This is a genomic window from Pseudomonas xantholysinigenes (assembly GCF_014268885.2).
Lineage (GTDB): Bacteria > Pseudomonadota > Gammaproteobacteria > Pseudomonadales > Pseudomonadaceae > Aquipseudomonas > Aquipseudomonas xantholysinigenes.
Genome location: NZ_CP077095.1, coordinates 448981 through 475927, shown reverse-complemented (window position 1 = coordinate 475927; position 26947 = coordinate 448981). Strand labels below are relative to the sequence as shown.

The following is a 26947-nucleotide window of genomic DNA, read 5'->3' as shown; positions in this document are numbered from 1 at the left end:
GCGACAGGGTATCCTGTGGCCAGTAATGGAGGTTTCACATGCAGATCTACAAAGTTGGCGGCGCCGTGCGCGACCGCTTGCTCGGTCGTCCGGTCAGCGATATCGATTGGCTGGTGGTCGGCGCCACGGTCGAACAGATGCAGGCCCAGGGCTTTCGCCCGGTGGGCGCCGACTTCCCGGTGTTCATCCACCCGAAAACCGGCGAGGAATATGCCCTGGCCCGTACCGAGCGCAAGAGCGGGCGCGGTTACGGCGGGTTCACCTTCCATGCCAGCCCTGAGGTCACCCTCGAGGAAGACCTGATCCGCCGCGACCTGACCATCAACGCCATGGCCGAGGACGAACAGGGCACACTGTATGACCCCTACCACGGCAAGCAGGACCTGGATGCACGCATCCTGCGTCATGTTTCCCCGGCGTTCGCCGAAGATCCCCTGCGCGTGCTGCGTGTTGCCCGCTTTGCGGCCCGCTACGCGCCCCTGGGCTTTCGCGTCGCTGACGACACCCTGAAGCTGATGCGGCAGATCGCTGAGTCAGGCGAATTGCAGGCGCTGACAGCCGAGCGCAGCTGGAAGGAAATCGAACGGGCATTGCTGGAGAGCGAGCCACAGGTGTTCATCCAGGTGCTGCACAGTTGCGGCGCACTGCAAGAACTAATGCCGGAGCTGATGCACAACAGCGACTCGCTGATCACGCTGCATCAAGCTGCGCAACACCAGCAATCCCTGGCGGTGCGCTGGGCGTGCTTGCTACGCGGCCTGGCGTCGGCTGCGATCAAGGCAATCAATCAGCGCTTCAAGGCCCCGCGTGAATGCCAGGAACTGGCCGTGCTGATCGGTGAATGGGCCGACCGAGCCGACCAGGCACTGGAACTGGCGCCTGCCGAGCTGCTGGAAATGCTGCAGAAGTTCGATGTGTATCGACGCCCGCAACGCTTCGAGGAATTCATCGAAACATGCAGGATGGGCGCCTTGCCGGAGGACCAGGGTTATCCACAGGCAGAATATCTGCGAGGCGCGGCAACCACAGCCCGGGCGGTAGACGTCAAGCCATTGATGGATAGTGGGTTGAGTGGCCAGGCGCTGGGCGAAGCGCTCAAGGCCGAACGCTTGAAAGCACTGATGGCCTACAGGAATCGATGACGGCAGGTCCATTCGCGGGCAAGCCCGCTCCCACAGCCATGCATGCCCCTGTGGGAGCGGGCTTGCCCGCAAAAGGGCCATCAGTACCGAAGATATGCCCGATCAGATTGGGGTCAGCTGTCGCCCTTGCCATTCGAACGGCACCGGTGCCAGCACCTGGTCGATGCTGGCCTCTTTCCACAGCTGCGCCATGGCCTTGCCCGCCCCCGGATGCACCAGCTCCGGTGCCAGCAGCGACAATGGCCAGAGCACGAAGGCGTTCTTCAGGATCTCCGCGCGGGGCAGCACCAAACCATTGAAAGTGCCCAGCAGGTCGTCGTACATCAGCACGTCGATATCCAAGGGCAAACCCTTGCGATCCGGCGCGTAGCGGCCATTGTCGGCCTCGATGAACTTGAGCTTGCGGTCGAACTCCAGCAGCGGCAGCTCGGTCTGGCCGCGCACCACCAGATTGTAGAAGGGACCGCTCTTGATCCCCACCGCCTGGCTCTCGAACACCGCCGAACACTGCATGCCCGTCAGGATTCCAGCCAGCGCATCGAGGCCGGCGCACAGGTGCCGCTGGCGATCAATGTTGCTGCCCAGCCCGAGGTAAACCGTGCTCAGAGACATCCGCGCTCGATCTCCACGCCGACACCACCGCGGGCGGCCGGTACCGCGCCCGGCTTGGTCAATTTCAGGCGTACCCAGGGGATGTTGAACTCGGCCATCAGCACCGCGACCAGGCGCTCGGCGAAGGTCTCGACCAGCTCGAAGCGCGCCTGCTCGGCGAATGCCTGGACCCGTGCCGACACACTGGCATAGTCCAGCGCCAGCGACAGGTCGTCACCGGCGGCGGCAGGACGGTTGTCCCAGGCGAAACTCAGGTCCAGGCGCAGGCACTGGCGAATATCCCGCTCCCAGTCATAGGCACCGATGACGGTATCGACTTCCAGGCCTTCGATGAACACTCTGTCCAAGCACTTCTCTCCACAGCACGACAAGGGCGACGGGCGCCGTTAGAATCAGGGCGTCCTCGCCCGGAATAGTTAGCATGTTTTGGTCACTGGCGCTGCTTGCCTACCTGCTCGGCTCTCTGTCCTTCGCCATCGTCCTGAGCCGCCTCAGCGGCAGCCCCGACCCGCGCTCCAGCGGTTCCGGCAATGCCGGCGCGACCAACATGCTACGCCTGGCCGGCCGCAAACTGGCGATCCTGACGCTGCTCGGCGACCTGTGCAAGGGCATGTTGCCCGTGCTGCTGGCACGCCTGGCCGGCCTTGACCAGCAAGAGCAGGCCTGGGTTGGCGTCTGCGCGGTGCTCGGCCACCTGTTCCCGATCTACTTCCGCTTCCAGGGCGGCAAGGGCGTGGCCACGGCCGCCGGCATGCTCATGGCCCTGTACTTCCCGGCCGCGCTGCTGGCCATCGGTGCCTGGCTGCTGACGTTCTACCTCACCCGCACCAGCTCGCTGGCGGCACTGATCGCCACGCCACTGACCCTGCCGCTACTGGCCTGGCGCGAGCCCGAGGCGCTGTTGCCGATGACCGTGCTGACCCTGCTGATCGTCTGGCGCCACCGCAACAACCTGCGCGACCTGTTCGCCGGGCGCGAACGCCATTTCTAATGACGCCCGCCTGGGCCCGGCCTGGTTTCAGACGGCCGGCAACTGCTCCATTGGCCAGCGCGGCTGCACGCTGATCGCCAGGTCTTGCCGCTGCCCCGCCAGCAGACGCTGGCAACCGGCATAGGCGATCATCGCGCCGTTGTCGGTGCAAAAACGTGGCCGAGCGTAATAGACGTTGCCCTTGATGCTCGCCAGCATTTCTTCCAGCGACAGGCGCAGCGCCTTGTTGGCACTCACGCCACCGGCGATGACTAGGCGCTTGAGGCCGGTCTGCTTGAGCGCACGCTTGCACTTGAAGGTCAGAGTCTCCACCACCGCCTGCTGGAACGCCAGCGACACGTCGCAACGGGTTTGCTCGTTGTCGTCCCCGGCGTCGCGGCATTGCTGCCAGGTATTCAGGGCAAAGGTCTTGAGGCCGCTAAAGCTGAACTGCAGCCCCGGCCGGTCGCACATCGGCCGCGGGAAGACGAAGCGTCCGGGCGTGCCCTGCTCGGCCAGGCGAGCGATCTCGGGGCCACCGGGGTAATTGAGGCCGATCAGCTTGGCGGTCTTGTCGAAGGCCTCGCCAGCGGCGTCGTCCAGGCTTTCGCCCAGCAGCTCGTATTGACCGATGCCATCGACCCGCACCAACTGGGTGTGGCCGCCCGACACCAACAAAGCGACGAACGGGAATTGCGGTGGTTGCTCCTCGAGCATCGGCGCCAGCAAGTGGCCTTCCATATGGTGCACGCCGAGCGCCGGGATATCCCAGGCAAAGGCCAGCGCCTGGGCGCAGGAAGCCCCCACCAGCAAGGCGCCGACCAGGCCGGGGCCCGCGGTGTAGGCGATGGCGTCGATCTCGGTGGCGACGCAGTCGGCCTCCTGCAGCACCTGGCGGATCAACGGCAGCATGCGCTTGACGTGATCACGCGAGGCGAGCTCGGGCACCACGCCGCCATAGGCGCGGTGCAGGTCGATCTGGCTGAACAGCGCGTCGGCCAGCAGACCGCGTTCACTGTCGTATAATGCGACGCCAGTTTCGTCGCAGGATGTTTCCAATCCCAGTACTAGCATGGGTCCGTGCCTTGTCGAGGCTGAATTCGAAGGCGCGCATGATAGTCCCCGTACCCTGTGCCGACCAGCGGTTTTCGATCAGAGGCTTTGCATTCCGGCCAGCTAAGGGTTAACATCCGCAACCCTTGAAAACCGACGTTCTCCAGCACACCTTATGTTTTGCCAGGAGCACGTCTACCCCGGTAATGAATTAAGGTAGCCCTGGATGCCAGCCGTCAAAGTTAAAGAGAACGAACCCTTCGACGTAGCTCTGCGTCGTTTCAAGCGCTCCTGCGAAAAAGCCGGTGTACTGGCTGAAGTTCGTAGCCGCGAGTTTTACGAGAAGCCGACCGCCGAGCGCAAGCGCAAAGCCGCTGCCGCTGTAAAGCGTCACGCCAAGAAGGTTCAGCGCGAACAGCGCCGCGCCGTTCGTCTGTACTAATACAGCCGTTCTACGCAAAGCTTCTGCCCCGCCCGGCTTCGTGCCGGGCTGATGGCAGTGGTCGCTTCAAGCCCTTGGCCATGCGCCTTGGGTGCCCCGGCAAAAGCCATGGGCAACCTGCCACAACACGTCAGAACTGGTCTTTGACCAGGCGTGCACGTCCTTTCTGACGAGCCCCTTGCGGGCTGGTGACGAGCACAACACCTCTTCCTAGCGACACCTCACGCCAAAACCCGCGCACAAGCGTTTAGACTTGCCAGTTGCCAGATGACGAGACTGCCATGGCCGGGCTGATTCCCCAGAGCTTCATCGATGACCTCCTGAACCGCACCGACATCGTCGACGTGGTGAGTTCGCGTGTCCAGCTGAAGAAGACCGGCAAGAACCTGTCCGCCTGCTGTCCGTTCCACAAGGAGAAATCCCCCTCCTTCACCGTCAGCCCCGACAAGCAGTTCTACTACTGCTTCGGCTGCGGCGCCGGCGGCAACGCGCTGGGTTTCATCATGGACCACGACAACCTGGATTTCCCCCAGGCCGTCGAGGAACTGGCCCGCGCCGCGGGCATGGAGGTGCCGCGCGAGGAAGGCCGTCGCGGGCAGAAGCCGCGCCAGCCAACCGATTCGCCGCTGTACCCGCTGCTCGAAGCGGCCAGCGAGTTCTATCGCCAGGCCCTGCGCGGCCACCCCACCCGCAAGGCGGCGGTGGACTACCTCAAGGGTCGCGGCCTGTCCGGCGAGATCGCCCGCGACTTCGGCCTGGGCTTCGCCCCGCCGGGCTGGGATAACCTGCTCAAGCACCTGGGCGCCGACACGCTGCAACAAAAAGTGATGATCGACGCCGGCCTGCTGATCGAGAACGCCGAGAGCGGCAAGCGTTACGACCGCTTCCGCGACCGGGTGATGTTCCCCATCCGCGACAGCCGCGGCCGGGTGATCGCTTTCGGTGGCCGGGTGCTGGGCGACGACAAGCCCAAGTACCTGAACTCGCCGGAAACCCCGGTGTTCCACAAAGGCCAGGAGCTGTACGGCCTGTACGAGGCACGCAAGCACAACCGCAACCTCGACGAAGTCATCGTGGTCGAAGGCTACATGGACGTCATCGCCCTGGCCCAGCAAGGCCTGCGCAACGCCGTGGCGACCCTCGGCACGGCCACCAGCGAGGAGCACCTCAAGCGCCTGTTCCGCGTGGTACCCAGCGTATTGTTCTGTTTCGACGGCGACCAGGCCGGGCGCAAGGCGGCCTGGCGTGCCCTGGAATCGACCCTGTCGAGCCTGCAGGACGGCCGGCGCGCACGGTTCCTGTTCCTGCCCGAGGGCGAGGATCCGGACAGCCTGGTCCGCGCCGAAGGCACCGACGCCTTCCAGGCCCGCATCAACCAGCACGCCCAGCCGTTGGCCGATTACTTCTTCGAGCAACTGAGCAACGAAGCCGACCCGCGCTCGCTGGAAGGCAAGGCACACATGGTGACCCTGGCCGCGCCGCTGATCGAGCAGGTGCCGGGCGCCAACCTGCGCCAGTTGATGCGCAACCGCCTGAAGGACATCACCGGCCTCGACCCGCAGCAGATGGAGCAACTGGCGCAACAGGCGCCAGCTCCCAGCCAGGTGCCCGACTACGACCCCGGCTACGACTACGACGCCATGGCCAGCTACACGCCGGACTATGCCGAGCAGGCGTACCAGCCCGACTACGCCGCGCATCAACCAGAGCAACGCCCCTGGACACCGAACAAGGGCGGCGGCAAGAAGCAGTGGGACGGCAAGCCCTGGGACAAGAAAGGCGGCAAGCCCTGGCAGCGTGACGGCCAACGCGGCGAAGCACCGCCCCGGGTACCGGCGCCGGTTGAGCCGCCGACCCTGTCGGCGCTGCGCACCCTGCTGCATCACCCGTTGCTGGCCGGCAAGGTCGAGGACGCCAGCCACTTCGCCGACGAAGAACAACTGTACAGCCAGTTGCTGGTGGCGCTGATCGAAGCCGCGCAGAAGAATCCTAAGCTAAGCTCAATGCAACTGATCGCACGCTGGCACGGGACCGAACAGGGCCGCCTGCTGCGCGCCCTGGCCGAAAAGGAATGGTTGATCGATGCCGACAACCTTGAACAACAGTTTTTCGACACTATAACTAGCTTGTCCGCCCGCCAACGCGAGCGCAGCCTGGAACATCTGCTCAGGAAAGCACGTCAAAGCGAGTTGAGCGCAGAGGAAAAATCTCAGCTGCTCGCCCTGCTCAGCAGGAATGTTCCCGCACAAACCCCGACCTCATCTGGCGCGTGAGGTCCATGCTCGGGTATAATCCTCGGCTTGTTTTTTGCCCGCCAAGACCTTCAGTGGATAGGGTGTTATGTCCGGAAAAGCGCAACAGCAATCTCGTATCAAAGAGTTGATCACCCGCGGTCGTGAGCAGGGCTACCTGACTTACGCGGAGGTCAACGACCACCTGCCTGAGGATATTTCAGATCCGGAACAGGTGGAAGACATCATCCGCATGATCAACGACATGGGGATCAACGTATTCGAGAGTGCTCCGGATGCGGATGCCCTGTTGTTGGCGGAAGCCGACACCGACGAAGCCGCAGCCGAAGAAGCCGCCGCAGCGTTGGCGGCAGTAGAGACCGATATCGGCCGCACGACCGACCCGGTGCGCATGTACATGCGCGAAATGGGTACCGTCGAGCTGCTGACCCGCGAAGGCGAGATCGAAATCGCCAAGCGTATCGAGGAAGGCATCCGTGAAGTCATGGGCGCCATCGCCCACTTCCCGGGCACTGTCGACTACATCCTCGGCGAATACGACCGCGTCACCAGCGAAGGTGGCCGTCTGTCCGATGTCCTCAGCGGTTACATCGACCCTGACGACAACATCGCCGCACCGACCGAAGAAGTGCCGATCCCTGGCGCCAAGGCCGCTGCCGCGAAGGAAGAAGAAGACGAAGACGACGAAAACGCCGAAAGCAGCGATGACGAGGAAGAGGCCGAAAGCGGTCCGGACCCGGTCGTCGCCGCGCAGCGCTTCGGCGCAGTCAAGGATCAGCTGGTCGACACCCTCAAGGTGCTGAAGAAGCACGGTCGCAGCCACAAGGACAGCATCGGCGCCATGCAAGCCCTGGCCGACCTGTTCATGCCGATCAAGCTGGTGCCGAAGCAGTTCGACGCCCTGGTCGAGCGCGTGCGCGGTGCCCTGGACCGTCTGCGCCAGCAAGAACGCGCCATCATGCAGCTGTGCGTGCGTGATGCGCGTATGCCGCGCGCCGACTTCCTGCGCCTGTTCCCGAGCAACGAGACCGACCAGACCTGGTCCGGCGACCTGGCCAAGCGCAACACCAAGTGGGCTGCCGCCCTGGGTGAGAAAGACGCCGCGATCGTCGCCTGCCAGCAGAAACTGATCGACCTCGAGACCGAGACCGGCCTGACCGTCCTCGAAATCAAGGAAATCAACCGTCGCATGTCCATCGGCGAGGCCAAGGCCCGTCGCGCCAAGAAAGAAATGGTCGAGGCGAACCTGCGTCTGGTGATCTCCATCGCCAAGAAGTACACCAACCGTGGCCTGCAGTTCCTCGATCTGATCCAGGAAGGCAACATCGGTCTGATGAAAGCGGTGGACAAGTTCGAATACCGTCGCGGCTACAAGTTCTCGACCTACGCCACCTGGTGGATTCGCCAGGCGATCACCCGCTCGATCGCCGACCAGGCGCGCACCATCCGTATCCCGGTGCACATGATCGAGACGATCAACAAGCTCAACCGTATTTCCCGGCAAATGCTCCAGGAAATGGGCCGTGAACCGACCCCGGAAGAGCTCGGCGAACGCATGGAGATGCCTGAGGACAAGATCCGCAAGGTATTGAAGATCGCCAAGGAGCCGATCTCCATGGAAACGCCGATCGGCGACGATGAAGACTCCCACCTGGGCGACTTCATCGAGGACTCCACCATGCAGTCCCCGATCGACGTGGCCACGGTCGAAAGCCTCAAGGAAGCGACCCGTGACGTGCTCTCGGGCCTGACCGCACGCGAAGCCAAGGTGCTGCGCATGCGTTTCGGCATCGACATGAACACCGACCACACCCTCGAGGAAGTCGGCAAGCAGTTCGACGTGACCCGCGAGCGGATCCGTCAGATCGAAGCCAAGGCGCTGCGCAAGCTGCGCCACCCGACGCGAAGCGAGCACCTGCGCTCGTTCCTCGACGAGTAAAGACCAACCCCGGCCCTGGCCGGGGTTTTTCTTTTGTGACGGAAGGTCGCTGCCAGCGCCTGGCCCGCGGCCCGGATGCCCGTCTACACTCGAATCAGTCCACCTGATCGAGAGGCCGCTATGCCCTTTATGCCGGCCCTCCTGTTGCTGATCCTGCTCGCCTGGAACACAACGGCCGGCGCCCTGACCCTGACCGACGAGGAGCAAGCCTGGCTCAGCGCCCACCCCCAGCTGCGCCTGGGCGTCGACGCTTCATGGCCGCCGTTCGAATTCCGCGACCAGGAGGGCCGTTACCAGGGACTGGCCGCCGACTATATCGCCCTGATCCAGGAGCGCCTGGGCATCACCCTCACGCCGGTCGAGCCCAGCAGTTGGACCGAAGTGCTCGAGCAAGCACGCAACAATCGCATCGACCTGCTGCCCGGCATCATGTCCACTCCGGAGCGCCAGAACTACCTGGCCTTCACCCGGCCTTACCTGGACTTCCCCATCGTCATCCTCGCCCACTCCGGCGGCGCGCAGCCGCGCAACCTCCAGGACCTGTACGGCCTGAAGGTCGCGGTGGTGAAAAACTACGCCCCCCACGAGTTGCTGCGCACCCACCACCCCGACCTCAACCTGGTGGCCATGCCCAACGTCAGCTCGACCCTTCAGGCATTGGCCACCGATGAGGTGGACGCCGTGGTCGGCGACCTCGCCTCGAGCATCTGGAGCCTGCGCCAGCTCAAGCTCGACGGTTTGTACGTCAGTGGCGAGACGCCCTATCGCTACCAACTGGCCATGGCCGTGCCGCGTCAACAGAAGGTACTGGTGGGCATTCTCGACAAAGTCATGGCCGACATGAGCAGCGGCGAAGTCAGCCATATCCAGCAACGCTGGGTGGGCAACGTCGTCGACCAGCGCACCTTCTGGCGCGACATGCTGCTGTACGGCCTGCCGGGGGTCCTGCTGCTGGTGGCCATCCTCGCCGTGGTGATCCGCATCAACCGTCGGCTGAGCTCGGAGATTTCCCGGCGCATCGCCCTGGAGCAGGAACTGCGCAGCAGTGAGTACCACTACCGCGGCCTGATCGAAAGCCTGTCGGCGGTCGCCTGGGAAGCGGATGCCAACGACTTCTGCTACAGCTACGTCTCGCCCCATGCCGAGGACCTGCTCGGCTACCCCACCGGCGAATGGCTCCGGCCCGGCTTCTGGCGCAGCATCCTGCACCCCGAGGACGCACTCTGGGCCCAGGCCTACTGCGACAGCGAGACCTCCGCCGGGCGCGACTACAGCCTGGACTACCGGGTGATCCGCGCCGACGGGCATACCTTGTGGGTCCGCAACATCGTCAGCATGATCAAGCACGGCCACAAGCCACTGATGCGCGGGCTGATGATCGATATCAGCGAAACCAAGCACACCGAAGCCGCCTTGCGCCTGTCGGAACAGAAGTTCGCCTCGGTATTCCAGCAATGCCCGGACATCCTGATCATCGCCCGCCACAGCGATGGTTGCCTGCTCGAAGTCAACGAGGCTTTCGAAGAGCTCATCGGCCTGGGCCCAGCCCAGGTCATCGGCCGCACCGCCACCGAGCTCGGGCTCTGGGGCGTCGCCGGCACCGGCCCGGCCCTGCTCGAACGCCTGCACCGCGGCGGCATCCGCAACCTGGAAATGACCTTCCGCCGCAGCAATGGCCAACTGTTCACCGGCCTGACGTCGGCCGAGACCTTCGAGCTCGACAGCACGCCAGCGCTGGTGGTGGCGATCCGCGATATCAGCCAGCTCAAGGAAACCCAGCAGCAGCTGCAGACCTCCGAAGAGAAGTTCGCCAAGGCCTTCCACGCCTCGCCCGACGGCCTGCTGCTGTCGCGCCAGAGCGATGGCCTGCTGCTGGAGGTCAACGAGGGCTTCTACCGCCTGACCGGCTATGACATCAGCCAGAATGTCGACCAGACCTCCCTGGACCTGGGCATCTGGGTCGACCCCGGCGAGCGCCAGCGCCTGGTCGAGCAGCTCCAGCGCGAAGGTTTCGTGCGCGACTTCAGCTGCCATATTCGCCGCAGCGACGGCCAGATCCGCCTTTGCGAACTATCGGCCCGGCCATTGCCGATCGGCGGTGTCGACTGCATGCTGACCATCGCCCGCGACATCACCGAACGCCACCTGATGCAGGAAAAACTGCAACTGGCCGCCACGGTGTTCGAGAACACCGCCGAGGGCGTGCTGATCACCGATACCGAGCAACGCATCAGCGCGGTCAACCGCGCCTTCAGCGAAATCACCGGCTACAGCGAAAGCGAAGCGCTCGGCCAGACACCACGCCTGCTCGCCTCCGGCCAGCACGACAGCGCCTTCTATGCCGCCATGTGGCACCAGCTCACCGCCGAAGGGCACTGGCAGGGCGAGATCTACAACAAGCGCAAGAACGGCGAGCTTTACCCAGGCTGGCTGACCATCAGCGCGGTACGCAACCACGACCGCGAAATCACCCATTTCGTCGCCGTTTTCGCCGATATCTCCAGCCTCAAGCATGCCCAGGCCAAGCTCGACTACCAGGCCCACCACGACCCGCTGACCGGGCTGCCCAACCGCGCCCTGTTCGAAAATCGCCTGCAGGCCACCCTCGCCTGCACCCAAGCCTCCAACCGCCAGGGCGCGGTGCTGTTCCTCGACCTCGACCGCTTCAAGCACATCAACGACAGCCTCGGCCACCCGGTCGGCGACCTGCTGCTCAAGGGCATCGCCCAGCGTCTCAAGGAGCAGGTGCGCGACGTCGACACCGTGGCCCGCCTGGGCGGCGACGAGTTCATCATCCTGCTGCCGGGCCTGCACAAGCCCAGTGACGCCAGCGCCATCGCCAACAAGCTGCTGGCCGGCTTCCACGCGCCGTTCCAGGCCGGTGACCACGAGTTCTTCACCAGCGCCAGCATCGGCATCAGCCTCTATCCCCAGGACGGCACCGATGTCGCCAGCCTGATCCGCAACGCCGACGCTGCCATGTACCGCTCCAAGGCCAAAGGCCGCAACCGCGTCGAGGCCTACACCCGCGACCTCACCGCCCAGGCCAGCGAGCGCATCGCCCTGGAGCACGAGCTGCGCCGGGCCATTGAGCGCAACGAACTGAGCCTGTGCTACCAGCCCAAGTTCAGCCTCAAGACCCAAAGCCTGGTCGGCGCCGAAGCCCTGATCCGCTGGACCCATCCCAGCTTCGGCGAAGTGCCGCCGGAACAGTTCATCCACCTCGCCGAAGAGAACGGCAGCATCCTCCAGCTGGGCGACTGGGTGCTGGAACAAGCCTGCCGGCAGATGCACAACTGGAAGAAGGCCTACCACGCCTTCGGCCCGCTCTCGGTCAACCTGGCCGGCGCCCAGTTGCGCCAGCCCAACCTGGCCAAACGCATCGAACAACTGCTGCGCACCTACCAGCTCAAGGCTGGCGACCTGCAGCTGGAGATCACCGAAAACTTCATCATGAGCCAGGCCGAAGAAGCCCTGGCCATTCTCCACCAGCTCAAGCAGCTGGGGGTGCAACTGGCCATTGACGACTTCGGCACCGGCTACTCCTCGCTCAGTTATCTCAAGCGCCTGCCGCTGGATATCCTCAAGATCGACCAGTCGTTCATCCGCGGCCTGCCGGACGATCCCCACGATGCCGCCATCGCCCGCGCCATCATCGCCCTGGGCCGCAGCATGCAGCTGACGATCATCGCCGAAGGCGTGGAAAACCAGGCGCAGCAACGCTTCCTCGCCGCCGAAGGCTGTGAGCAGATCCAGGGCTACATCGTCAGCCTGCCGCTGCCGCCAGCGGAGTTCGCCGCTACGTTTCTTCGCATAGCACAAACGGATCTTTCGGATGGCACGGTATCGAAACCCTCGTTATAATCCGGCGCACCTACTGGGGGCCTATAGCTCAGTTGGTTAGAGCAGAGGACTCATAATCCTTTGGTCCACGGTTCGAGTCCGTGTGGGCCCACCAACTTGAAAACCGCGCATTGCGCGGTTTTTTTGTGCGTGCCAGGTATCAGGTTTTGACGAGATAGCGCCGCTTGAGCCTGGGCCGAACCTGCAAAGGGTCATCCGCCGCCCATTCCCACACACTCGCCAGTTCCCGCTCGACCACTTCCGTGGTGATGCCCGGGAACAGGTCGACGAAGGTCTGCTTTTCGGTAAATCGTAACCGGGCATTCTCGAGCCTTGCGCGCTCGTAGAAGGCCAGGGCATCGCTGATCGCGGGGAAGTGCCGGTCCTCGTGCTCGACCATTGCAACACTCAGAACATAAGGCATGGCGGCGCTCTCTCTATGTTGCTTAGCTACCTATTCTTCTAGGATAACCGCCCTCTGCCGTGCCAGGCACTGCGACCAACGTCATAGTGTGCCCGGGCGTTCCTTCAGAACATGTCCCGCCCCATGGACCTTTTGCCCTGCCAGCCAGTCTCAATGACCGACTAGCGGCAACGCCTGCGCCGCCATCGCGCACCGGCAAAATGCCTTTAGGACACCCGTTCTATTTCGCCATCACGGCGCCGTTTCTAGAATCCCTCCATCGCTTCGGCACCGGGTCGGAGCCCAGTGATCGAGGGAACGTCACATGAACATCCAAGGACGCATTGGTGCCCTGCTTATCGCACCCGTATTGCTGACTCTCGCCGGCTGCGTGGCGCCGGGAGGCTACAACCAGGGCGGGCAGCCCAGCCCGATGGCCAGCGGCAACTCGCCCTGCACACCCAGCGCCACCGACAACCTGATCTCCACCGGTCGCAGCCTGCTGAGCATCGCCAACTCGGTACTCGAGACCAAGAACAGCATGAACGGCACCTCGGCCACCTACGAGCAACGCATGCAGTTGGCGGAGAACGCCCAGAAGGTCGACAAGGGCAACCAGATGCTCGACAACGTCGAGAGCATGACCGCCGGGCTGAAATCACCCTGCGCCACTGCGCAAACCAGCGCCTCTCGCTGAGGTTGCTGCAGCCCGACAAGGCCGCGCGCTTGCGCGGCCTTGTCGTTTCCAGTGTCTCGCAGCGGACACTTGGCCATGCCTTTGCTACGATCCCCCGCATACCGACTCCAGACGAAGGAACCGTCATGCTCAATGCGGTCTTGGCCGGCAAGAAGAAAGGCACCGGCCTGCACAACCAGGCACTCGATATCGAGCGCAGCGAAGGCGCCGAAGATGTGCTGACCGCCACGCTGTTCGAACGCCTGGCCTATCTACCCGACGAGCCCTTCTGCAAAGTCTTCGAGGCCTTGCTGGGCGAGCCGTTTGGCCCCTTGCAGAGCATCACCTTCTGGCCCTCGTGGTACCTGCCCGAAGGCAACACCCGGGTCGAGCCCGATGTGCTGTTGAGCGACGGCAATCGCACACTGCTCATCGAAGCCAAGCGCCGCGACCACTACGATCAACAAGACCCTGCGCAACTGGCCCGCGAACTGAGGGCCGGCTGGCATGCCGGGGTGCTGGAGACCGGTAGCCTGTTGCTGACCCTTGGCGGCCTCAAGGACACCTCGCAGAGCGGCCAAGGGCGGCTGCTCGACCAGGTTCACCGCGAACTCCAGGGCCACACAGGCAAACCGTTCACCCTCATCTGTCGTAGCTGGCAAGAGCTGTTCCAGGCCCTGGAAGATGGCCTTGAAGGCACATTCAGCGGCGCCCAGCGGCTGCTCGAAGATCTTGCCAGGTGCTATGCCTGGCATCACCTGAAAACCCATCCGGTGCAGTGGCTCAATGCCCTGCCCAGCCTTCACATCGAAACGCCACCAGGCGCTTTCGCGGCATGGAGCCTGAAATGACCGAGCCCCTCGGCAACGCCCTGCTCGACGTACGTCGTGCCTATCGCCTGCTGGCCGATTACCAGCAACGCATGTTCGAACTGCTGGCCTACCTGCGAGACAGCCTGGGCGCGCAGGACTATTACCAGACCTACGCCCACTCGCTGCCACAACGGGTGGCAGGCCTGGAGAACCTGAAGTCCAGCGGACTGCGCTACCTGCCGTTCCACGACATCTCGGTGCTCTGGCTGCGCACGCCGCAAAACCAGCCGGAGCCCTGGCACAACCACCGTCAGGGCGACCTGATGTTCGGCGCCTGGGTCCGCAGCGACACGGGATATGACAAATTCACTGGCCAGTTCAGCGGCGCGCCAGCCGAGGCCACCCAAACCATCCTGGTTTTGTCGGTGGTCATCTGCGATGTCCCCGAAAAAGACGGCAACTGGCATCGAGACGTCTGGTCGAGCATCAGCTACCCGCTGGACGGGGCTATCAACGACCAGGACAAGCCAGGTTATCGCTGCTTCGCCAAGGCCATCCCCTTGGAACAGCTGGGCGACAAGCTCGCGATCGATTCGGCCCTGCAGGCGTGGTGCCTGGCAGCCAGCCAAACGCTGGACGTACCGATCAGCACGCATCCGCTACCTCCAGCCTGACGCAAGCGCCGGCGCCGCCACGCCGCGTCTTGCCCTGGACCGCAGGAGCTGGCTAGGCTAGCGGCCCGACTGCCGAGACCTACCATGCCAGACTCCCGCGCCATCGCCCTCGACGAAATCGACCGCAAGCTGATCGCCCTGCTGCAGATCAACGCCCGTGAAAGCGTCGCCACCCTCGCCCGCCACCTGGGTATCGCCCGCACCACAGTCAACTCGCGCCTGGCACGGTTGGAAAAGAGCAAGGTGATCACTGGCTACGGCGTACGCCTGGGCCAACGCCTGCTCGGCGGTGGCTTGCAGGCCTATGTCGGAATCAAGGCACAGCCGCGCTCGGGCAAGGACATCGTCCGCCGCCTGGGCGCGATGGGCCAGGTGCAACAGTTGTGCGCAGTGAGTGGCGAGTTCGACTACGTGGCGTGGCTGAGCAGCGACTCGCCGGAACAACTGGACCAGTTGCTCGACCAGATCGGCAGCCTCGAAGGCGTGGAGAAAACCACCACTTCGATCATCCTCAGCAGCAAGGTCGATCGCGGCCAGCCCGGCTGACCGCCGCGCCAGGCTTCAGGCCGCCATTGCGTCAAGCAACCCATCCATCAGTGCCTGCACCGTTGGCGCCGGGATCAGGGTGGGCCTTACACAGGGTACGAAACCGGCCAACTTGGTTAGCCGGGACGAACCACCTGGAAAGGTCGGACCTGAACGACAAGCCCCGTAGGATAGGTCTCGATCAAACCCTCGACTGTAGGAAATGATTAGCGAATCCTGCGTATTCAGGGGCGTTACCCGACCAGTCCTCCCTTACCCCCGCCAACCCGAGACATATCCAGCAACCCTCCTCCCGGCACCGACCTCTCATCGGCGATTAGGCTGATACCAGCACCTCTGCTTGACACGCAGCCCCCCTCACAAACTATACGCGAACGACGTACAAAACTATGGACGCACTATTCGTGGAGCTGCCCGCGTTCGAGCGCTACCGCAGCCAGTACCTCGACGACGCAGACTTCCGTTCCTTGCAACAACTGCTGCTCCTGTATCCCCATGTCGGCGATGTCATCAGGGGAACCGGCGGCCTCAGGAAGATGCGTTTTGCCAATGCCTTGCGCCACGCAGGCAAGCGCGGCGGCATACGGATCATCACCACTGGTGGTCCGCCGGGCGGCAGTTCTGGCTCTTCACGTTGTACGCAAAGACCGTCCAGGACGACCTGACACCACACCAATGCCAGGTACTGAAACAATTGCTGGATCGCGAATACCTGATGAGGACGACCAATGCCACGCAACATCTTCACTGAACTCACCGAAGGCTTCGAAGCCCTGGCCGAGGCGCGTACCGGCAAACTGACCCTGCGCTCGCACAAGGTCGCGTTCGAGGCCCTGCCTCCCCTCGCACCTGACGAACTCATCGAGTTGCGCCAGCGCCTCAACATGTCGCGCGCCGTCTTCGCCAGCTACCTGCGCACCAATGCACGCACCCTCGAAAATTGGGAGCAAGGGCGCTCCAAGCCCAACGCCCAGGCCGTCGCACTGATTCGCCTGGTGCAGAAATTCCCGGAAACCGTCGAGCACCTCGCAGCCCTGGACTGAGTCGTCATTTCTCAACCAATGACAGTCATTACGACGAAATAAATTACATAACGACGCCACTCTGTCTCTTAATTACGAACAGCGCACTTCATAAAATGGCCACCAGGCATTTTCTATACTCAGGCTCCGCCCCCTGCGCAGCCTCCCTGGCAAGGTCATTACATGAACAAGAACAACCGCCACCCCGCCGACGGCAAGAAACCCATCACCATCTTCGGCCCGGACTTCCCTTTCGCCTTCGATGACTGGCTGGAACACCCAGCCGGCCTGGGCAGCATTCCCCAGGCGCGGCATGGCGAGGAAGTGGCGATTGTCGGTGGCGGCATCGCCGGGCTGGTAGCGGCCTACGAATTGATGAAGCTAGGCCTCAAGCCCGTCGTCTACGAGGCCTCCAAACTCGGCGGTCGGCTGCGCTCGCAAGCATTCAACGGTACCGACGGCATCGTCGCCGAGCTGGGCGGCATGCGTTTCCCGGTGTCGTCCACGGCGTTCTATCACTACGTCGACAAGCTCGGCCTGGAGACCAAGCCCTTCCCCAACCCGCTGACACCCGCCTCGGGCAGCACGGTGATCGACCTCGAAGGCCAGACCTACTACGCCGAGAAATCCGCCGACCTGCCGCAACTGTTCCATGAAGTGGCCGACGCCTGGGCCGACGCCCTGGAAAGTGGTGCGCAGTTCGGCGATATCCAGCAAGCCATCCGCGACCGCGATGTACCGCGCCTGAAAGACCTGTGGAACAAGCTGGTGCCACTGTGGGACGACCGCACCTTCTACGATTTCGTCGCCACCTCGCGCTCGTTCGCCAAGCTCAGCTTCCAGCACCGCGAAGTATTCGGCCAGGTCGGCTTCGGCACCGGTGGCTGGGACTCGGACTTCCCCAACTCGATGCTGGAAATCTTCCGCGTGGTGATGACCAACTGCGACGATCACCAGCACCTGGTGGTCGGTGGCGTCGAGCAGGTACCGCAAGGGATCTGGCGCCATGTGCCGGAGCGTTGCGCCCATTGGCCGGCCGGCACCAGCCTCAAGACCTTGCACGGCGGCGCGCCGCGCGCCGGGGTCAAGCGTATCGCCCGGGCCGCCGACGGTCGCCTGGCGGTCACCGACAACTACGGTGACGTGCGCCACTACGCGGCAGTGCTCACCACCTGCCAGAGCTGGTTGCTGACTACCCAGATCGACTGCGAGGAATCGTTGTTCTCGCAGAAGATGTGGATGGCCCTGGACCGAACCCGCTACATGCAGTCGTCGAAGACCTTCGTCATGGTCGACCGGCCGTTCTGGAAGGACAAGGACCCGGAAACCGGTCGCGACCTGATGAGCATGACCCTCACCGATCGCCTGACCCGTGGCACCTACCTGTTCGACAACGGCGACGACAAGCCCGGGGTGATCTGCCTGTCCTACGCCTGGATGAGCGACGCCCTGAAGATGCTGCCGCACCCGACCGAAAAGCGTGTGCAACTGGCCCTCGACGCGCTGAAGAAGATCTACCCGAAAACCGATATCGCCGGGCATATCATCGGCGACCCGATCACCATTTCCTGGGAGGCCGACCCGCACTTCCTCGGCGCCTTCAAGGGCGCGCTGCCGGGCCACTACCGCTACAACCAGCGCATGTACGCGCACTTCATGCAGGCCGACATGCCGGCCGAGCAGCGCGGCATCTTCATCGCCGGCGACGACGTGTCGTGGACCCCGGCCTGGGTCGAAGGCGCGGTGCAGACTTCGCTCAACGCCGTGTGGGGTATCATCAACCACTTCGGTGGCAAGACCCACTCGGACAACCCCGGCCCGGGCGATGTGTTCCACGAGATCGGACCGATCGCCCTGGCCGACTGAGCGAAGGAGTAGCCCATGCGCATCGCCCTGTTCCAGGGGACGCCCGGCCCACTGGACGTGCCCGGCAATCTCGAACGCCTGCAGCACCAGGCCCAGCAGGCCGCCGCTCATGGCGCCAAGCTGCTGGTGTGCCCGGAGATGTTCCTCAGCGGCTACAACATCGGTCTGGACCAGGTGGAACGCCTGGCCGAGGCCGCTGACGGCCCTTCGGCGATGCGCGTGGTGGAGATTGCCCAGGCGCAGCAGATCGCCATCGTCTATGGCTACCCGGAGCGAGCCGACGATGGTGCGATCTACAACAGCGTGCAACTGATCGACGCCCATGGCCGCAACCTGTGCAACTATCGCAAGACCCACCTGTTCGGCGAGCTGGACCGCTCGATGTTCAGCCCAGGGCCCGACCACTTCCCGGTGGTCGAACTGGATGGCTGGAGGGTCGGCCTGCTGATCTGCTACGACATCGAATTCCCGGAGAATGCCCGACGCCTGGCCCTGGCCGGTGCCGAGCTGATCCTGGTGCCGACGGCGAACATGGCCCCCTACGATTTCGTCTGCCAGGTGACCGTGCGCTCCCGGGCGCAGGAGAACCAGTGCTACCTGGTGTATGCCAACTATTGCGGCAGCGAGGGTGAGATCCACTACTGCGGGCAGAGCAGCATCATCGGCCCGGACGGTAGCCTGCTGGCGATGGCCGGGCACGAGGAATGCCAGTTGCAGGCGGACCTGGAGCGCGAGCGGGTGGTGACTGGGCGAAACGCATTTCCCTATCTGCAAGACCTGCGCCGAGACCTGCACTGATCAGGGCCGCTTTGCGGCCCATCGCCGACAAGCGACGCGCTGCCTGGCACCGGCTGTACCGGTGTTCGCGGCTGAAGCCGCTCCCACAGTGACCCCGCTAGCTTTAGCAGTTGAGCAAGACAGTTGCTCCCACAGGCATTGCGCATGTCCAGGGAGCCAGAGCAGACAACAGCCGTCTTGCGCGCTAGCATTGCCGCATGCCCGACACCCTCCGCCACATCTCCCTCGCCAATGGCCTGCACCTGACCCTGCGCCATGCCCCGCGCCTCAAGCGCGCCGCCGCGGCGCTGCGGGTCCAGGCCGGTAGCCACGACGCCCCCGCGCAATGGCCGGGCCTGGCGCATTTCCTCGAACATCTGTTTTTCCTCGGCACCGAGCGCTTTCCCCTGGCCGATGGCCTGATGCGTCATGTGCAGGCCCTGGGCGGACAAGTCAACGCCAGCACCCAGGCGCGCACCACTGATTTCTTCTTTGAAGTCCCACCCGCAGCCCTGGCCAGCGGCCTTGAGCGTTTGTGCCAGATGCTGGCCGAACCGGACCTTGGCCTTGAACGCCAGCAGCCAGAGCGTGAGGTGATTCACGCAGAGTTCATCGCCTGGTCGCGCAACCCCGAAGCACAGCGCCAGTTCGCCTTGCTCCAGTCAGTGGCGCCTGGCCATCCGCTAGGTGCCTTTCATGCCGGCAACCGCTACAGCCTGCCATTGAGGGACGCGGCGTTCCAATGCGCGCTGAAGCGGTTCCACCAGCGTTTCTATCAGGGCAGCCAAATCACCCTGAGCCTGGCCGGGCCCCAGTCTCTGGAGGCGCTCGAAGCACTGGGCAGGCGTTTTGGCGCCATGTTCAAGACCGCAGCCCCGGTCGATAGGCCGCCACCGCCCTGGCTACTGGATGGCCCACTGCGCTCGCCCAGTACCAACGACCTGCTGTTCGCTCACGAAGCCCTGCCGGAGCAGGCGCAGAACGCGCTGGAGCTGCTGCTGGACCTGCTCACCGATAGCCGCCCAGGCGGCTGGCTGGGCGAGTTGCGCCAGCGCGGCTGGCTGCAAAGCTGCAAGGCGCAGCGCCTGTACGGCCACGCCGGCCAGTTGCTCTGGCACGTACGCCTGCAACTGAACAGCGATGCCAACGCCGAGCAGGCGCGAACACTGCTGCACAGCTGGCTCAGCTTCATTCGCCAACAGGATGGCCAGCGCCTGAACACCGCCTTCGCGCAACTGCAGCAACGACGTGAGCAGGCCGCCAGCGCGCTGGACCTGGCCCAACGCGACAGCGCGGGCCAACCGTACAGCGCGCTGGACTCGCAAGGGTTGGCCGCCTTGACCGCACTGCTGGCCGATCTGCCTGAAGGCCCCGCCGGCCACTGGCAATTGCCGGCGAACGAACCGCTGCTGGCCACGGCCCTGCCGGCGCGGCGCGCGCCCTTGCCGGCAGGCCTGGCGGTCAGCCAGGCCCTGCCCGCCTCGCGCCAGTTCGCCACCCTTTACCTGCGCTGGCACATGCCTTCGGCAGCCGGCGTGCCGCCCTTTGTCGAGCATGCCCTGCAGCCGCTGCGCGAGCGAGCGGAACGCGCCACGCTGCAACTGGACCTCGAGGCCAGTGGTGCCTATTGGCAATTGCTTCTGGCCGGCCACCCCTTCGCCGTGGTGAACGCCGTGGAAGAAGCGCTAAGCCTGATCAGCACGCCGCCCCATGCTCCTGGGCAAGCACCATCGACCAGCGAGCCGGCGCCAATGCCGATCCGCGCCCTGCTCAAGGCACTACCCGACATCCTTCAACCCGCTGCGGCACAAACACATCCCGCGCTGTCGGCGCCTGGCTCCCACTGGCAACACGCTCGCTGGCAAGGCTTGGCCGTTGGCTTCGAGCCGACGACCCTCGAAGCGCTCGGTGCGGCGCTGCAGGCCATCCCCGGGCAGCCCGGCGAACCACCCGCCAGGCCGACCTTCAGCGGGCGTCACTGGCATCAGGTGCACACACCGGGCAGTGAAGCAGCCTTGCTGCTGTTCTGTCCCTTGCCAGAAACCCAGCAGGCCAGTGGCCGCCTGCTCGCCCACCTGCTGCAAGGGCCGGTCTACCAGCGGCTGCGGGTCGAGCTGCAACTGGGTTATGCGGTGTTCAGCGCCTTCCGCCAGGTCGCGGGGTTCGCCGGGCTGCTGTTCGGCGTGCAATCGCCCAAAGCCAGCCAGGGCGAGATCCTGGGGCATCTGATCCAGTTGCTGCAGGAAGGGGTGAACAATGTGCCAGCCAGCCGCCAGCAACTGGCCGAACAGTTCAGCGAGGCCGCCATGACCAACGCCGAGGTTGCCCACTGGGCCTGGCAGGCACATATGGCGACACAAAATCCCCGGCTGTCTCACATGCAACGGTCTATCCTGACTGTCGAGCAAGAAGATCTGGACGCGCTACTGCAACAGTTTCTGACAGCCGAACATGGCTGGCTGTGCCTGGCCAACGCCGCCGCCCCGGACGACCAATGGCACTGAGATCGGCCTGGATTATTACCAAGCCTGCAACGGCGCATTTCGAATAATTAACCTTTCGGTACAAATTTTTCTTGTAAGATAGCGCAATCTCAGCCAATGGAACCTCTGCCCGCGGGCAGGACCCAATGATGAGCTGATCACCCAAACCCATCCGGAAGGAGCACGCCCATGTGGACCAAACCTGCATACACTGACCTGCGTATCGGCTTCGAAGTGACCATGTACTTCGCCAACCGCTAAGCGGCTGCGCGACCAGACGCCTCGGCCCGCCGGGGCGTCGTCGTTTTCGCCTCATCGATATCCGCTCCAGAGGGCGCCCATGTACATCCAGATTCTCGGCTCGGCCGCCGGCGGCGGTTTTCCCCAGTGGAACTGCAACTGCGTCAACTGCAAGGGCTACCGCGACGGCACCCTGCGTGCCACGGCGCGCACCCAGTCGTCCATCGCCCTGTCCGACGACGGCGAGCACTGGATCCTGTGCAACGCCTCGCCCGACATCCGCGCCCAGCTCCAGGCCTTCGCGCCGATGCAGCCGGCTCGTGCCCTGCGCGACACCGGCATCGACGCCATCGTCCTGCTCGACAGCCAGATCGACCACACCACCGGCTTGCTCAGCCTGCGTGAAGGCTGCCCGCACCAGGTGTGGTGCACCGACATGGTCCATCAGGACCTGACCACCGGTTTTCCGTTGTTCACCATGCTCAGCCACTGGAACGGCGGCCTGCAGTGGAACCGCATCGAGCTCGAAGGCAGCTTCGTCATCGACGCCTGCCCGAACCTGCGCTTCACCCCCTTCCCGCTGCGCAGCGCCGCGCCGCCCTACTCGCCGCACCGTTTCGATCCGCACCCGGGCGATAACCTCGGCCTGCTGGTCGAGGACACCCGCACCGGCGGCAAGCTGTTCTACGCCCCGGGCCTGGGCCAGGTCGACGCCAAGCTGCTGCAGATGATGCACGGCGCCGACTGCCTGCTGGTGGACGGCACGCTGTGGGAGGATGATGAAATGCAGCGCCGTGGCGTCGGCACCCGCACCGGTCGCGAGATGGGCCATCTGGCCCAGAACGGCCCGGGAGGCATGCTCGAAGTGCTGGATGGCTTCCCGCGCCAGCGCAAGGTGCTTATCCACATCAACAACACCAACCCGATTCTCGATGAAGACTCGCCCGAGCGCGCCGAAGTGCAGCGCCGCGGCGTGGAAGTCGCCTTCGATGGCATGAGCATCGAATTGTGAAGTTGGTACCCGGCCCCTGTGGGAGCGGGTTCACCCGCGAATGCCTCGGAAGATTCACTGCCGCATTCGCGGGTAAACCCGTTCCCACAGGATCCGTGCACAGCCGATGGTCTGTTCTACAGGAACCTGCTTGATGAATGACACTGCGCCGATGTCCCCTGCCGAGTTCGAGCAGGCCCTGCGCGCCAAGGGCGCCTACTACCACATCCACCACCCGTATCACGTGGCGATGTACCAGGGCCGCGCCACCCGCGAGCAGATCCAGGGCTGGGTGGCCAACCGCTTCTACTACCAGGTCAACATCCCGATGAAGGATGCCGCGATCCTGGCCAACTGCCCGGACCGCGAAGTACGCCGCGAGTGGATCCAGCGCCTGCTCGACCACGACGGCGCCCCCGGCGAGGACGGCGGTATCGAAGCCTGGCTGCGCCTGGGCCAGGCCGTGGGCCTGGACCCCGAGCAACTGCGCAGCCAGGAACTGGTGCTGCCCGGCGTGCGCTTCGCCGTCGACGCCTACGTCAACTTCGCCCGCCGCGCCAGCTGGCAGGAAGCGGCCAGCAGCTCGCTGACCGAGCTGTTCGCCCCGCAGATCCACCAGTCGCGCCTGGACAGCTGGCCACAGCACTACCCGTGGATCGACCCGACCGGCTACGAATACTTCCGCACCCGCCTGGGCCAGGCCCGGCGCGATGTGGAACACGGCCTGGCGATTACCTTGCAGCACTACACCACCCGCGAAGGCCAGCAACGCATGCTGGAGATCCTGCAATTCAAGCTGGATATCCTGTGGAGCATGCTCGATGCCATGAGCATGGCCTATGAACTGAACCGCCCGCCCTATCACAGCGTCACCCGCGAGCGGGTCTGGCACAAGGGGATCACCCTATGAGTTTCGACCGTCAACAGGTACCCGCCTGGCGCCCCGGCTATCGTTTCCAGTACGAGCCGGCGCAGAAAGGCCATGTGCTGCTGTACCCCGAAGGCATGATCAAGCTCAACGACAGCGCCGGCCTGATCGGCGGGCTGATCGATGGTCAGCGCACGGTCGCGGCGATCATCGCCGACCTGGAGCAGCAGTTCCCCGGCGTGCCCGAAGTCGCTGACGACATCGAGCAATTCATGGAGGTGGCCCGTGCCGAACACTGGATCACCCTCGCCTGAGGTGCCGGTCGGCCTGCCGCTGTGGTTGCTGGCCGAACTCACCTACCGCTGCCCGCTGCAGTGCCCGTACTGCTCCAACCCCCTGGACTTCGCCACGCAGGGCCAGGAGCTGAGCACCGCGCAGTGGTTCAAGGTGATGGCCGAGGCCCGCGAAATGGGCGCCGCGCAAATCGGTTTTTCCGGCGGCGAGCCATTGGTACGCCAGGACCTCGCCGAGCTGATCGGCGAGGCCCGGCGCCTGGGTTACTACACCAACCTGATCACCTCCGGCATCGGCCTGACCGAACAAAAGATCGCCACCTTCAAGCAGGCCGGACTGGACCATATCCAGATCAGCTTCCAGGCCAGCGACGAGCAGGTGAACAACCTGCTGGCCGGCTCGAAGAAGGCCTTCGCGCAGAAGCTGGAGATGGCCCGTGCGGTGAAAGCCCATGGCTACCCGATGGTGCTCAACTTCGTCACCCACCGGCATAACATCGACAAGATCGACCGCATCATCGAGCTGTGCCTGGCCTTGGAGGCCGACTTCGTCGAACTTGCCACCTGCCAGTTCTACGGCTGGGCGCACCTGAACCGCCTGGGCCTGCTGCCGACCCGCACGCAATTGGAACGGGCCGAGCGCATCACCAACGAATACCGCGCCAGGCTCAAGGCCGAAGGCCACCCGTGCAAGCTGATCTTCGTCACCCCGGACTACTACGAAGAGCGCCCCAAGGCCTGCATGAACGGCTGGGGCAGCCTGTTCCTGACCATCACTCCCGACGGCACGGCCCTGCCTTGCCACGGCGCGCGCCAGCTGCCGGTGCAGTTCCCCAATGTGCGCGACCACGACCTGCGGCACATCTGGTACGACTCGTTCGGTTTCAACCGTTTCCGTGGCTATGACTGGATGCCCGAGCCCTGCCGCTCGTGCGACGAGAAGGAAAAGGACTTCGGCGGCTGCCGCTGCCAGGCCTTCATGCTCACCGGCGATGCCAGCAAGGCCGACCCGGTGTGTGGCAAGTCACCCGACCACGGCATCATCCTCAAGGCCCGCGAGGAAGCCGAACACGCGACGCTGGAGATCGAACAGATGACCTTCCGCAATGAACGCAACTCCCGTGTCATCGCCCGTGGCTGAGTTCAGCGCCGCCCAGGCGGTAGCCGCCGGCACCGACTTCGCCGAACTCAAGGTCGGCGCGCTGGGGCTGTTCTGGAACGAATTCCGCCCCGCCGATGGCGCCTGCCGGATCTGGCACTGGCGTGACCAGCAGGCGCGCTGCCTGACGCCCGATGGTTTCAGCGTGCGCAGCCGGGTCTACGAGTATGGCGGCGGCAGCTTCTGCCTGAGTGGCGACGGGCTGGTGTTCGTCAACGAGAGCGACCAGCAGGTCTATAACCAGGCACTGGATGGCTCGCCACCGCATGCCCTAACCGCCGATGCGACCTGCCGGTATGGCGATGTGCTGTGGCATGACGGCCAGGTGCTGGCCGTGGAAGAGCAGCATGGCCAGCAGGTGACCCATCGACTGGTCAGGCTTGGCGCAGGCCTGCGCGAAGTGCTCGCCGAAGGCGCCGATTTCTATGCCACACCAAGCCTGAGCGACAACGGCCGGCGCCTGGCCTGGGTCGAATGGGATCGCCCCGCGCAACCATGGACACGCACCCGCCTGATGTGCCGCGAGCGCGACAGCGCTGGCAACTGGGGGGCGGCACGTTGCATCGCCCGGCAGGATGAGTCGCTGCAGCAACCGCGCTTCGATACCGAGGGGCGCTTGTACTGCCTGTCGGATCGCCAAGGGTTCTGGCAACCCTGGGGCGAGATCGACGGCCACTGGCAGCCTTTGCCCGCGGCGGCAGCCGACCACGCCGCCGCCCCTTGGCAACTGGGCCCCAGTACCTGGCTGGCGCTGGGGCCTGCCAGCTACCTGGCCAGCTGGTTCGAAGACGGCTTCGGGCAACTGGGGCTGCGCACGGCTTGCGGCGAAATGCAGCGCTACGCCAGCGCCTACACCCGCTTTCGCAGCCTGGCCCTGGATGCCGACTGCATCTATGCCATCGCCGCCTCGCCGATCAGCCCCGCCGCTGTCATCGCCATCGACTTACACAGCCATGAAGTGCGAGTGCTGGCCGGTGGCGCCGAGGTGCTGCCCGCCGGGCGCATCAGCCAACCACACCCCATCAGCTACTCCGGCGGCGATGGCGTGGCCCATGGCTTCTTCTATCCCGCCATGAACAGCGCCGGCCCATCGCCCCTGGTCGTGTTCATCCACGGTGGCCCGACCTCGGCCTGCTACCCGGTGCTCGACCCACGCATCCAGTACTGGACCCAGCGTGGCTTCGCCGTCGCCGACCTCAACTACCGGGGCAGCAGTGGCTATGGCCGCGCCTACCGCCAGGCGCTGCACCTGCACTGGGGCGAGTACGATGTGCAGGATGCTTGCGCGGTGGTCGCCCACCTCGCCGAACAGCGCCTGATCGACCCGCGCCAGGCGTTCATCCGTGGCGGCAGCGCGGGCGGCTACACCACGCTATGCGCCCTGGCCTTCCATTCGGTGTTTCGCGGTGGCGCTAGCCTTTATGGGGTCAGTGACCCCGTGGCGCTGGGACAAGCCACCCACAAGTTCGAAGGGGATTACCTCGACTGGCTGATCGGCGACCCCACTAAGGATGCCGAACGCTATCGCCAGCGCACGCCGCTGCTGCATGCCGGGCAAATCCAGGTACCGGTGATCTTTTTTCAGGGCGAACTGGACGCGGTGGTGGTGCCGGAGCAGACCCGCTCGATGCTTGAGGCACTGCAGGCCAACGGCATCCAGGCCGAGGGGCATTTCTACCCAGGCGAGCGGCATGGCTTTCGCCAGGCGGCGAATCTGGCGCATGCGCTGGAGGAGGAGTGGAAGTTCTACTGCCGGTTGCTAGGCCAGGCAACGCCATCCCTGTAGGAGCGGCCTTGTGCCGCGAAAAAGCCGCGAAGCGGCCCCAGCGACATCTGCCTTGCCGCTGAGATCCTGGGGCTGCTTTGCAGCCCTTTCGCGGCACA

General features: G+C 64.4%; 25 protein-coding genes and 1 tRNA gene. 22 read left to right on the top strand and 4 right to left on the bottom strand.

Annotation, left to right across the window (positions count from 1 at the left end; translation table 11 throughout):
- Positions 1–38 precede the first annotated feature (38 nt).
- On the top strand, positions 39–1142 hold the full coding sequence (locus HU772_RS02125; RefSeq protein ID WP_186653333.1) for a multifunctional CCA addition/repair protein: 1104 nt from the start codon (positions 39–41) through the stop codon (positions 1140–1142).
- A 102-nt stretch (positions 1143–1244) separates the two neighbouring features.
- Here the strand turns inward: HU772_RS02125 and folK are convergent, their stop codons facing one another.
- Complete coding sequence (gene folK, locus HU772_RS02120) at positions 1245–1754, bottom strand: 2-amino-4-hydroxy-6-hydroxymethyldihydropteridine diphosphokinase (RefSeq protein WP_186653335.1); 510 nt, start codon at positions 1752–1754, stop codon at positions 1245–1247.
- Complete coding sequence (gene folB, locus HU772_RS02115) at positions 1745–2101, bottom strand: dihydroneopterin aldolase (RefSeq protein ID WP_110994292.1); 357 nt, start codon at positions 2099–2101, stop codon at positions 1745–1747. The genes folK and folB overlap by 10 nt, the downstream gene beginning before the upstream one ends.
- Positions 2102–2175: 74 nt before the next feature.
- Between folB and plsY the strand changes: the two genes are divergently transcribed.
- Entirely contained in the window at positions 2176–2745 is a 570-nt protein-coding gene (plsY, locus tag HU772_RS02110; protein WP_186653337.1) for a glycerol-3-phosphate 1-O-acyltransferase PlsY, read from the top strand.
- Between the two features lie 27 nt (positions 2746–2772).
- On the opposite strand, the gene tsaD is transcribed toward plsY, so the two are convergent.
- Entirely contained in the window at positions 2773–3798 is a 1026-nt protein-coding gene (gene tsaD, locus HU772_RS02105; RefSeq protein WP_186653353.1) for a tRNA (adenosine(37)-N6)-threonylcarbamoyltransferase complex transferase subunit TsaD, read from the bottom strand.
- Between the two features lie 205 nt (positions 3799–4003).
- On the opposite strand from tsaD, the gene rpsU reads away from it, so the two are divergent.
- The 5 genes from rpsU (at position 4004) to HU772_RS02080 (ending at position 12368) form a co-directional block, all read left to right on the top strand.
- A complete protein-coding gene (gene rpsU / locus HU772_RS02100; protein ID WP_003255575.1) occupies positions 4004–4219 on the top strand; it encodes a 30S ribosomal protein S21 in 216 nt (71 codons plus the stop codon).
- Positions 4220–4500: 281 nt separating this feature from the next.
- Positions 4501–6492, top strand: a complete 1992-nt coding sequence (gene dnaG, locus HU772_RS02095) for a DNA primase (protein WP_186653355.1) — start codon at positions 4501–4503, stop codon at positions 6490–6492.
- A 67-nt stretch (positions 6493–6559) separates the two neighbouring features.
- Positions 6560–8410 carry an RNA polymerase sigma factor RpoD gene (gene rpoD / locus HU772_RS02090; RefSeq protein WP_186653357.1) on the top strand — a complete coding sequence of 617 codons (1851 nt, stop codon included), beginning with the start codon at positions 6560–6562 and terminating at the stop codon, positions 8408–8410.
- Between the two features lie 120 nt (positions 8411–8530).
- A complete protein-coding gene (locus HU772_RS02085; RefSeq protein WP_186653360.1) occupies positions 8531–12274 on the top strand; it encodes a bifunctional diguanylate cyclase/phosphodiesterase in 3744 nt (1247 codons plus the stop codon).
- A gap of 17 nt (positions 12275–12291) precedes the next feature.
- Positions 12292–12368 (top strand) — tRNA-Ile (locus HU772_RS02080).
- A gap of 45 nt (positions 12369–12413) precedes the next feature.
- Here HU772_RS02080 and HU772_RS02075 read toward each other — a convergent pair.
- A complete protein-coding gene (locus HU772_RS02075) occupies positions 12414–12677 on the bottom strand; it encodes a hypothetical protein (RefSeq protein ID WP_186653362.1) in 264 nt (87 codons plus the stop codon).
- Positions 12678–12981: 304 nt separating this feature from the next.
- Here HU772_RS02075 and HU772_RS02070 point away from each other — a divergent pair, with 304 nt between their 5' ends.
- The 15 genes from HU772_RS02070 to HU772_RS02000 all read left to right on the top strand — a co-directional run bounded on the left by HU772_RS02070 (position 12982) and on the right by HU772_RS02000 (position 26849).
- Positions 12982–13353 carry a hypothetical protein gene (locus HU772_RS02070; protein ID WP_186653365.1) on the top strand — a complete coding sequence of 124 codons (372 nt, stop codon included), beginning with the start codon at positions 12982–12984 and terminating at the stop codon, positions 13351–13353.
- A 125-nt stretch (positions 13354–13478) separates the two neighbouring features.
- On the top strand, positions 13479–14183 hold the full coding sequence (locus tag HU772_RS02065) for an F-box domain-containing protein (RefSeq protein ID WP_186653367.1): 705 nt from the start codon (positions 13479–13481) through the stop codon (positions 14181–14183).
- Positions 14180–14818, top strand: a complete 639-nt coding sequence (locus HU772_RS02060; protein WP_186653369.1) for a PM0109 family protein — start codon at positions 14180–14182, stop codon at positions 14816–14818. The genes HU772_RS02065 and HU772_RS02060 overlap by 4 nt, the downstream gene beginning before the upstream one ends.
- Positions 14819–14902: 84 nt before the next feature.
- Positions 14903–15364, top strand: a complete 462-nt coding sequence (locus HU772_RS02055; RefSeq protein ID WP_134689823.1) for an Lrp/AsnC family transcriptional regulator — start codon at positions 14903–14905, stop codon at positions 15362–15364.
- 389 nt (positions 15365–15753) lie between these two features.
- Positions 15754–16029 carry a hypothetical protein gene (locus HU772_RS02050; protein WP_437182414.1) on the top strand — a complete coding sequence of 92 codons (276 nt, stop codon included), beginning with the start codon at positions 15754–15756 and terminating at the stop codon, positions 16027–16029.
- A 63-nt stretch (positions 16030–16092) separates the two neighbouring features.
- Positions 16093–16407: a helix-turn-helix domain-containing protein gene (locus HU772_RS02045; protein ID WP_186653372.1), complete on the top strand. Its 315-nt coding sequence runs from the start codon at positions 16093–16095 to the stop codon at positions 16405–16407.
- A gap of 162 nt (positions 16408–16569) precedes the next feature.
- The gene (locus HU772_RS02040) at positions 16570–18252 is read left to right on the top strand and encodes a flavin monoamine oxidase family protein (RefSeq protein WP_186653375.1); all 1683 of its coding nucleotides are present in this window, start codon (positions 16570–16572) and stop codon (positions 18250–18252) included.
- Between the two features lie 15 nt (positions 18253–18267).
- Positions 18268–19050, top strand: a complete 783-nt coding sequence (locus HU772_RS02035) for a carbon-nitrogen hydrolase family protein (RefSeq protein ID WP_186653378.1) — start codon at positions 18268–18270, stop codon at positions 19048–19050.
- Between the two features lie 197 nt (positions 19051–19247).
- The gene (pqqF, locus tag HU772_RS02030) at positions 19248–21533 is read left to right on the top strand and encodes a pyrroloquinoline quinone biosynthesis protein PqqF (RefSeq protein WP_186653379.1); all 2286 of its coding nucleotides are present in this window, start codon (positions 19248–19250) and stop codon (positions 21531–21533) included.
- A gap of 168 nt (positions 21534–21701) precedes the next feature.
- Complete coding sequence (gene pqqA / locus HU772_RS02025; RefSeq protein ID WP_003243383.1) at positions 21702–21773, top strand: pyrroloquinoline quinone precursor peptide PqqA; 72 nt, start codon at positions 21702–21704, stop codon at positions 21771–21773.
- 79 nt (positions 21774–21852) lie between these two features.
- Positions 21853–22764 carry a pyrroloquinoline quinone biosynthesis protein PqqB gene (pqqB, locus tag HU772_RS02020; RefSeq protein WP_186653382.1) on the top strand — a complete coding sequence of 304 codons (912 nt, stop codon included), beginning with the start codon at positions 21853–21855 and terminating at the stop codon, positions 22762–22764.
- A gap of 133 nt (positions 22765–22897) precedes the next feature.
- Entirely contained in the window at positions 22898–23653 is a 756-nt protein-coding gene (gene pqqC / locus HU772_RS02015; protein WP_186653390.1) for a pyrroloquinoline-quinone synthase PqqC, read from the top strand.
- Positions 23650–23925 (top strand): pyrroloquinoline quinone biosynthesis peptide chaperone PqqD, encoded by a 276-nt coding sequence (gene pqqD, locus HU772_RS02010; protein WP_186653393.1) that lies wholly within the window; start codon positions 23650–23652, stop codon positions 23923–23925. The genes pqqC and pqqD overlap by 4 nt, the downstream gene beginning before the upstream one ends.
- Positions 23897–25045: a pyrroloquinoline quinone biosynthesis protein PqqE gene (gene pqqE / locus HU772_RS02005; RefSeq protein WP_186653396.1), complete on the top strand. Its 1149-nt coding sequence runs from the start codon at positions 23897–23899 to the stop codon at positions 25043–25045. Before pqqD ends, pqqE begins: the two co-directional genes overlap by 29 nt.
- Positions 25011–26849, top strand: a complete 1839-nt coding sequence (locus tag HU772_RS02000) for a S9 family peptidase (protein ID WP_186653399.1) — start codon at positions 25011–25013, stop codon at positions 26847–26849. Before pqqE ends, HU772_RS02000 begins: the two co-directional genes overlap by 35 nt.
- The last annotated feature ends 98 nt before the right edge of the window (positions 26850–26947 follow it).

Coding starts and splice junctions, on each gene's coding strand:
- HU772_RS02040 (WP_186653375.1), top strand. CDS start 16,570: ATGAACAAGAACAACCGCCACCCCGCCGACGGCAAGAAACCCATCACC.
- HU772_RS02050 (WP_437182414.1), top strand. CDS start 15,754: ATGGACGCACTATTCGTGGAGCTGCCCGCGTTCGAGCGCTACCGCAGC.
- dnaG (WP_186653355.1), top strand. CDS start 4,501: ATGGCCGGGCTGATTCCCCAGAGCTTCATCGATGACCTCCTGAACCGC.
- rpoD (WP_186653357.1), top strand. CDS start 6,560: ATGTCCGGAAAAGCGCAACAGCAATCTCGTATCAAAGAGTTGATCACC.
- HU772_RS02125 (WP_186653333.1), top strand. CDS start 39: ATGCAGATCTACAAAGTTGGCGGCGCCGTGCGCGACCGCTTGCTCGGT.
- rpsU (WP_003255575.1), top strand. CDS start 4,004: ATGCCAGCCGTCAAAGTTAAAGAGAACGAACCCTTCGACGTAGCTCTG.
- pqqF (WP_186653379.1), top strand. CDS start 19,248: ATGCCCGACACCCTCCGCCACATCTCCCTCGCCAATGGCCTGCACCTG.
- HU772_RS02035 (WP_186653378.1), top strand. CDS start 18,268: ATGCGCATCGCCCTGTTCCAGGGGACGCCCGGCCCACTGGACGTGCCC.
- HU772_RS02060 (WP_186653369.1), top strand. CDS start 14,180: ATGACCGAGCCCCTCGGCAACGCCCTGCTCGACGTACGTCGTGCCTAT.
- HU772_RS02045 (WP_186653372.1), top strand. CDS start 16,093: ATGCCACGCAACATCTTCACTGAACTCACCGAAGGCTTCGAAGCCCTG.
- HU772_RS02000 (WP_186653399.1), top strand. CDS start 25,011: ATGAACGCAACTCCCGTGTCATCGCCCGTGGCTGAGTTCAGCGCCGCC.
- HU772_RS02055 (WP_134689823.1), top strand. CDS start 14,903: ATGCCAGACTCCCGCGCCATCGCCCTCGACGAAATCGACCGCAAGCTG.
- pqqD (WP_186653393.1), top strand. CDS start 23,650: ATGAGTTTCGACCGTCAACAGGTACCCGCCTGGCGCCCCGGCTATCGT.
- pqqB (WP_186653382.1), top strand. CDS start 21,853: ATGTACATCCAGATTCTCGGCTCGGCCGCCGGCGGCGGTTTTCCCCAG.
- pqqC (WP_186653390.1), top strand. CDS start 22,898: ATGAATGACACTGCGCCGATGTCCCCTGCCGAGTTCGAGCAGGCCCTG.
- HU772_RS02085 (WP_186653360.1), top strand. CDS start 8,531: ATGCCCTTTATGCCGGCCCTCCTGTTGCTGATCCTGCTCGCCTGGAAC.
- folK (WP_186653335.1), bottom strand. CDS start 1,754: ATGTCTCTGAGCACGGTTTACCTCGGGCTGGGCAGCAACATTGATCGC.
- HU772_RS02075 (WP_186653362.1), bottom strand. CDS start 12,677: ATGCCTTATGTTCTGAGTGTTGCAATGGTCGAGCACGAGGACCGGCAC.
- HU772_RS02065 (WP_186653367.1), top strand. CDS start 13,479: ATGCTCAATGCGGTCTTGGCCGGCAAGAAGAAAGGCACCGGCCTGCAC.
- plsY (WP_186653337.1), top strand. CDS start 2,176: ATGTTTTGGTCACTGGCGCTGCTTGCCTACCTGCTCGGCTCTCTGTCC.
- HU772_RS02070 (WP_186653365.1), top strand. CDS start 12,982: ATGAACATCCAAGGACGCATTGGTGCCCTGCTTATCGCACCCGTATTG.
- tsaD (WP_186653353.1), bottom strand. CDS start 3,798: ATGCTAGTACTGGGATTGGAAACATCCTGCGACGAAACTGGCGTCGCA.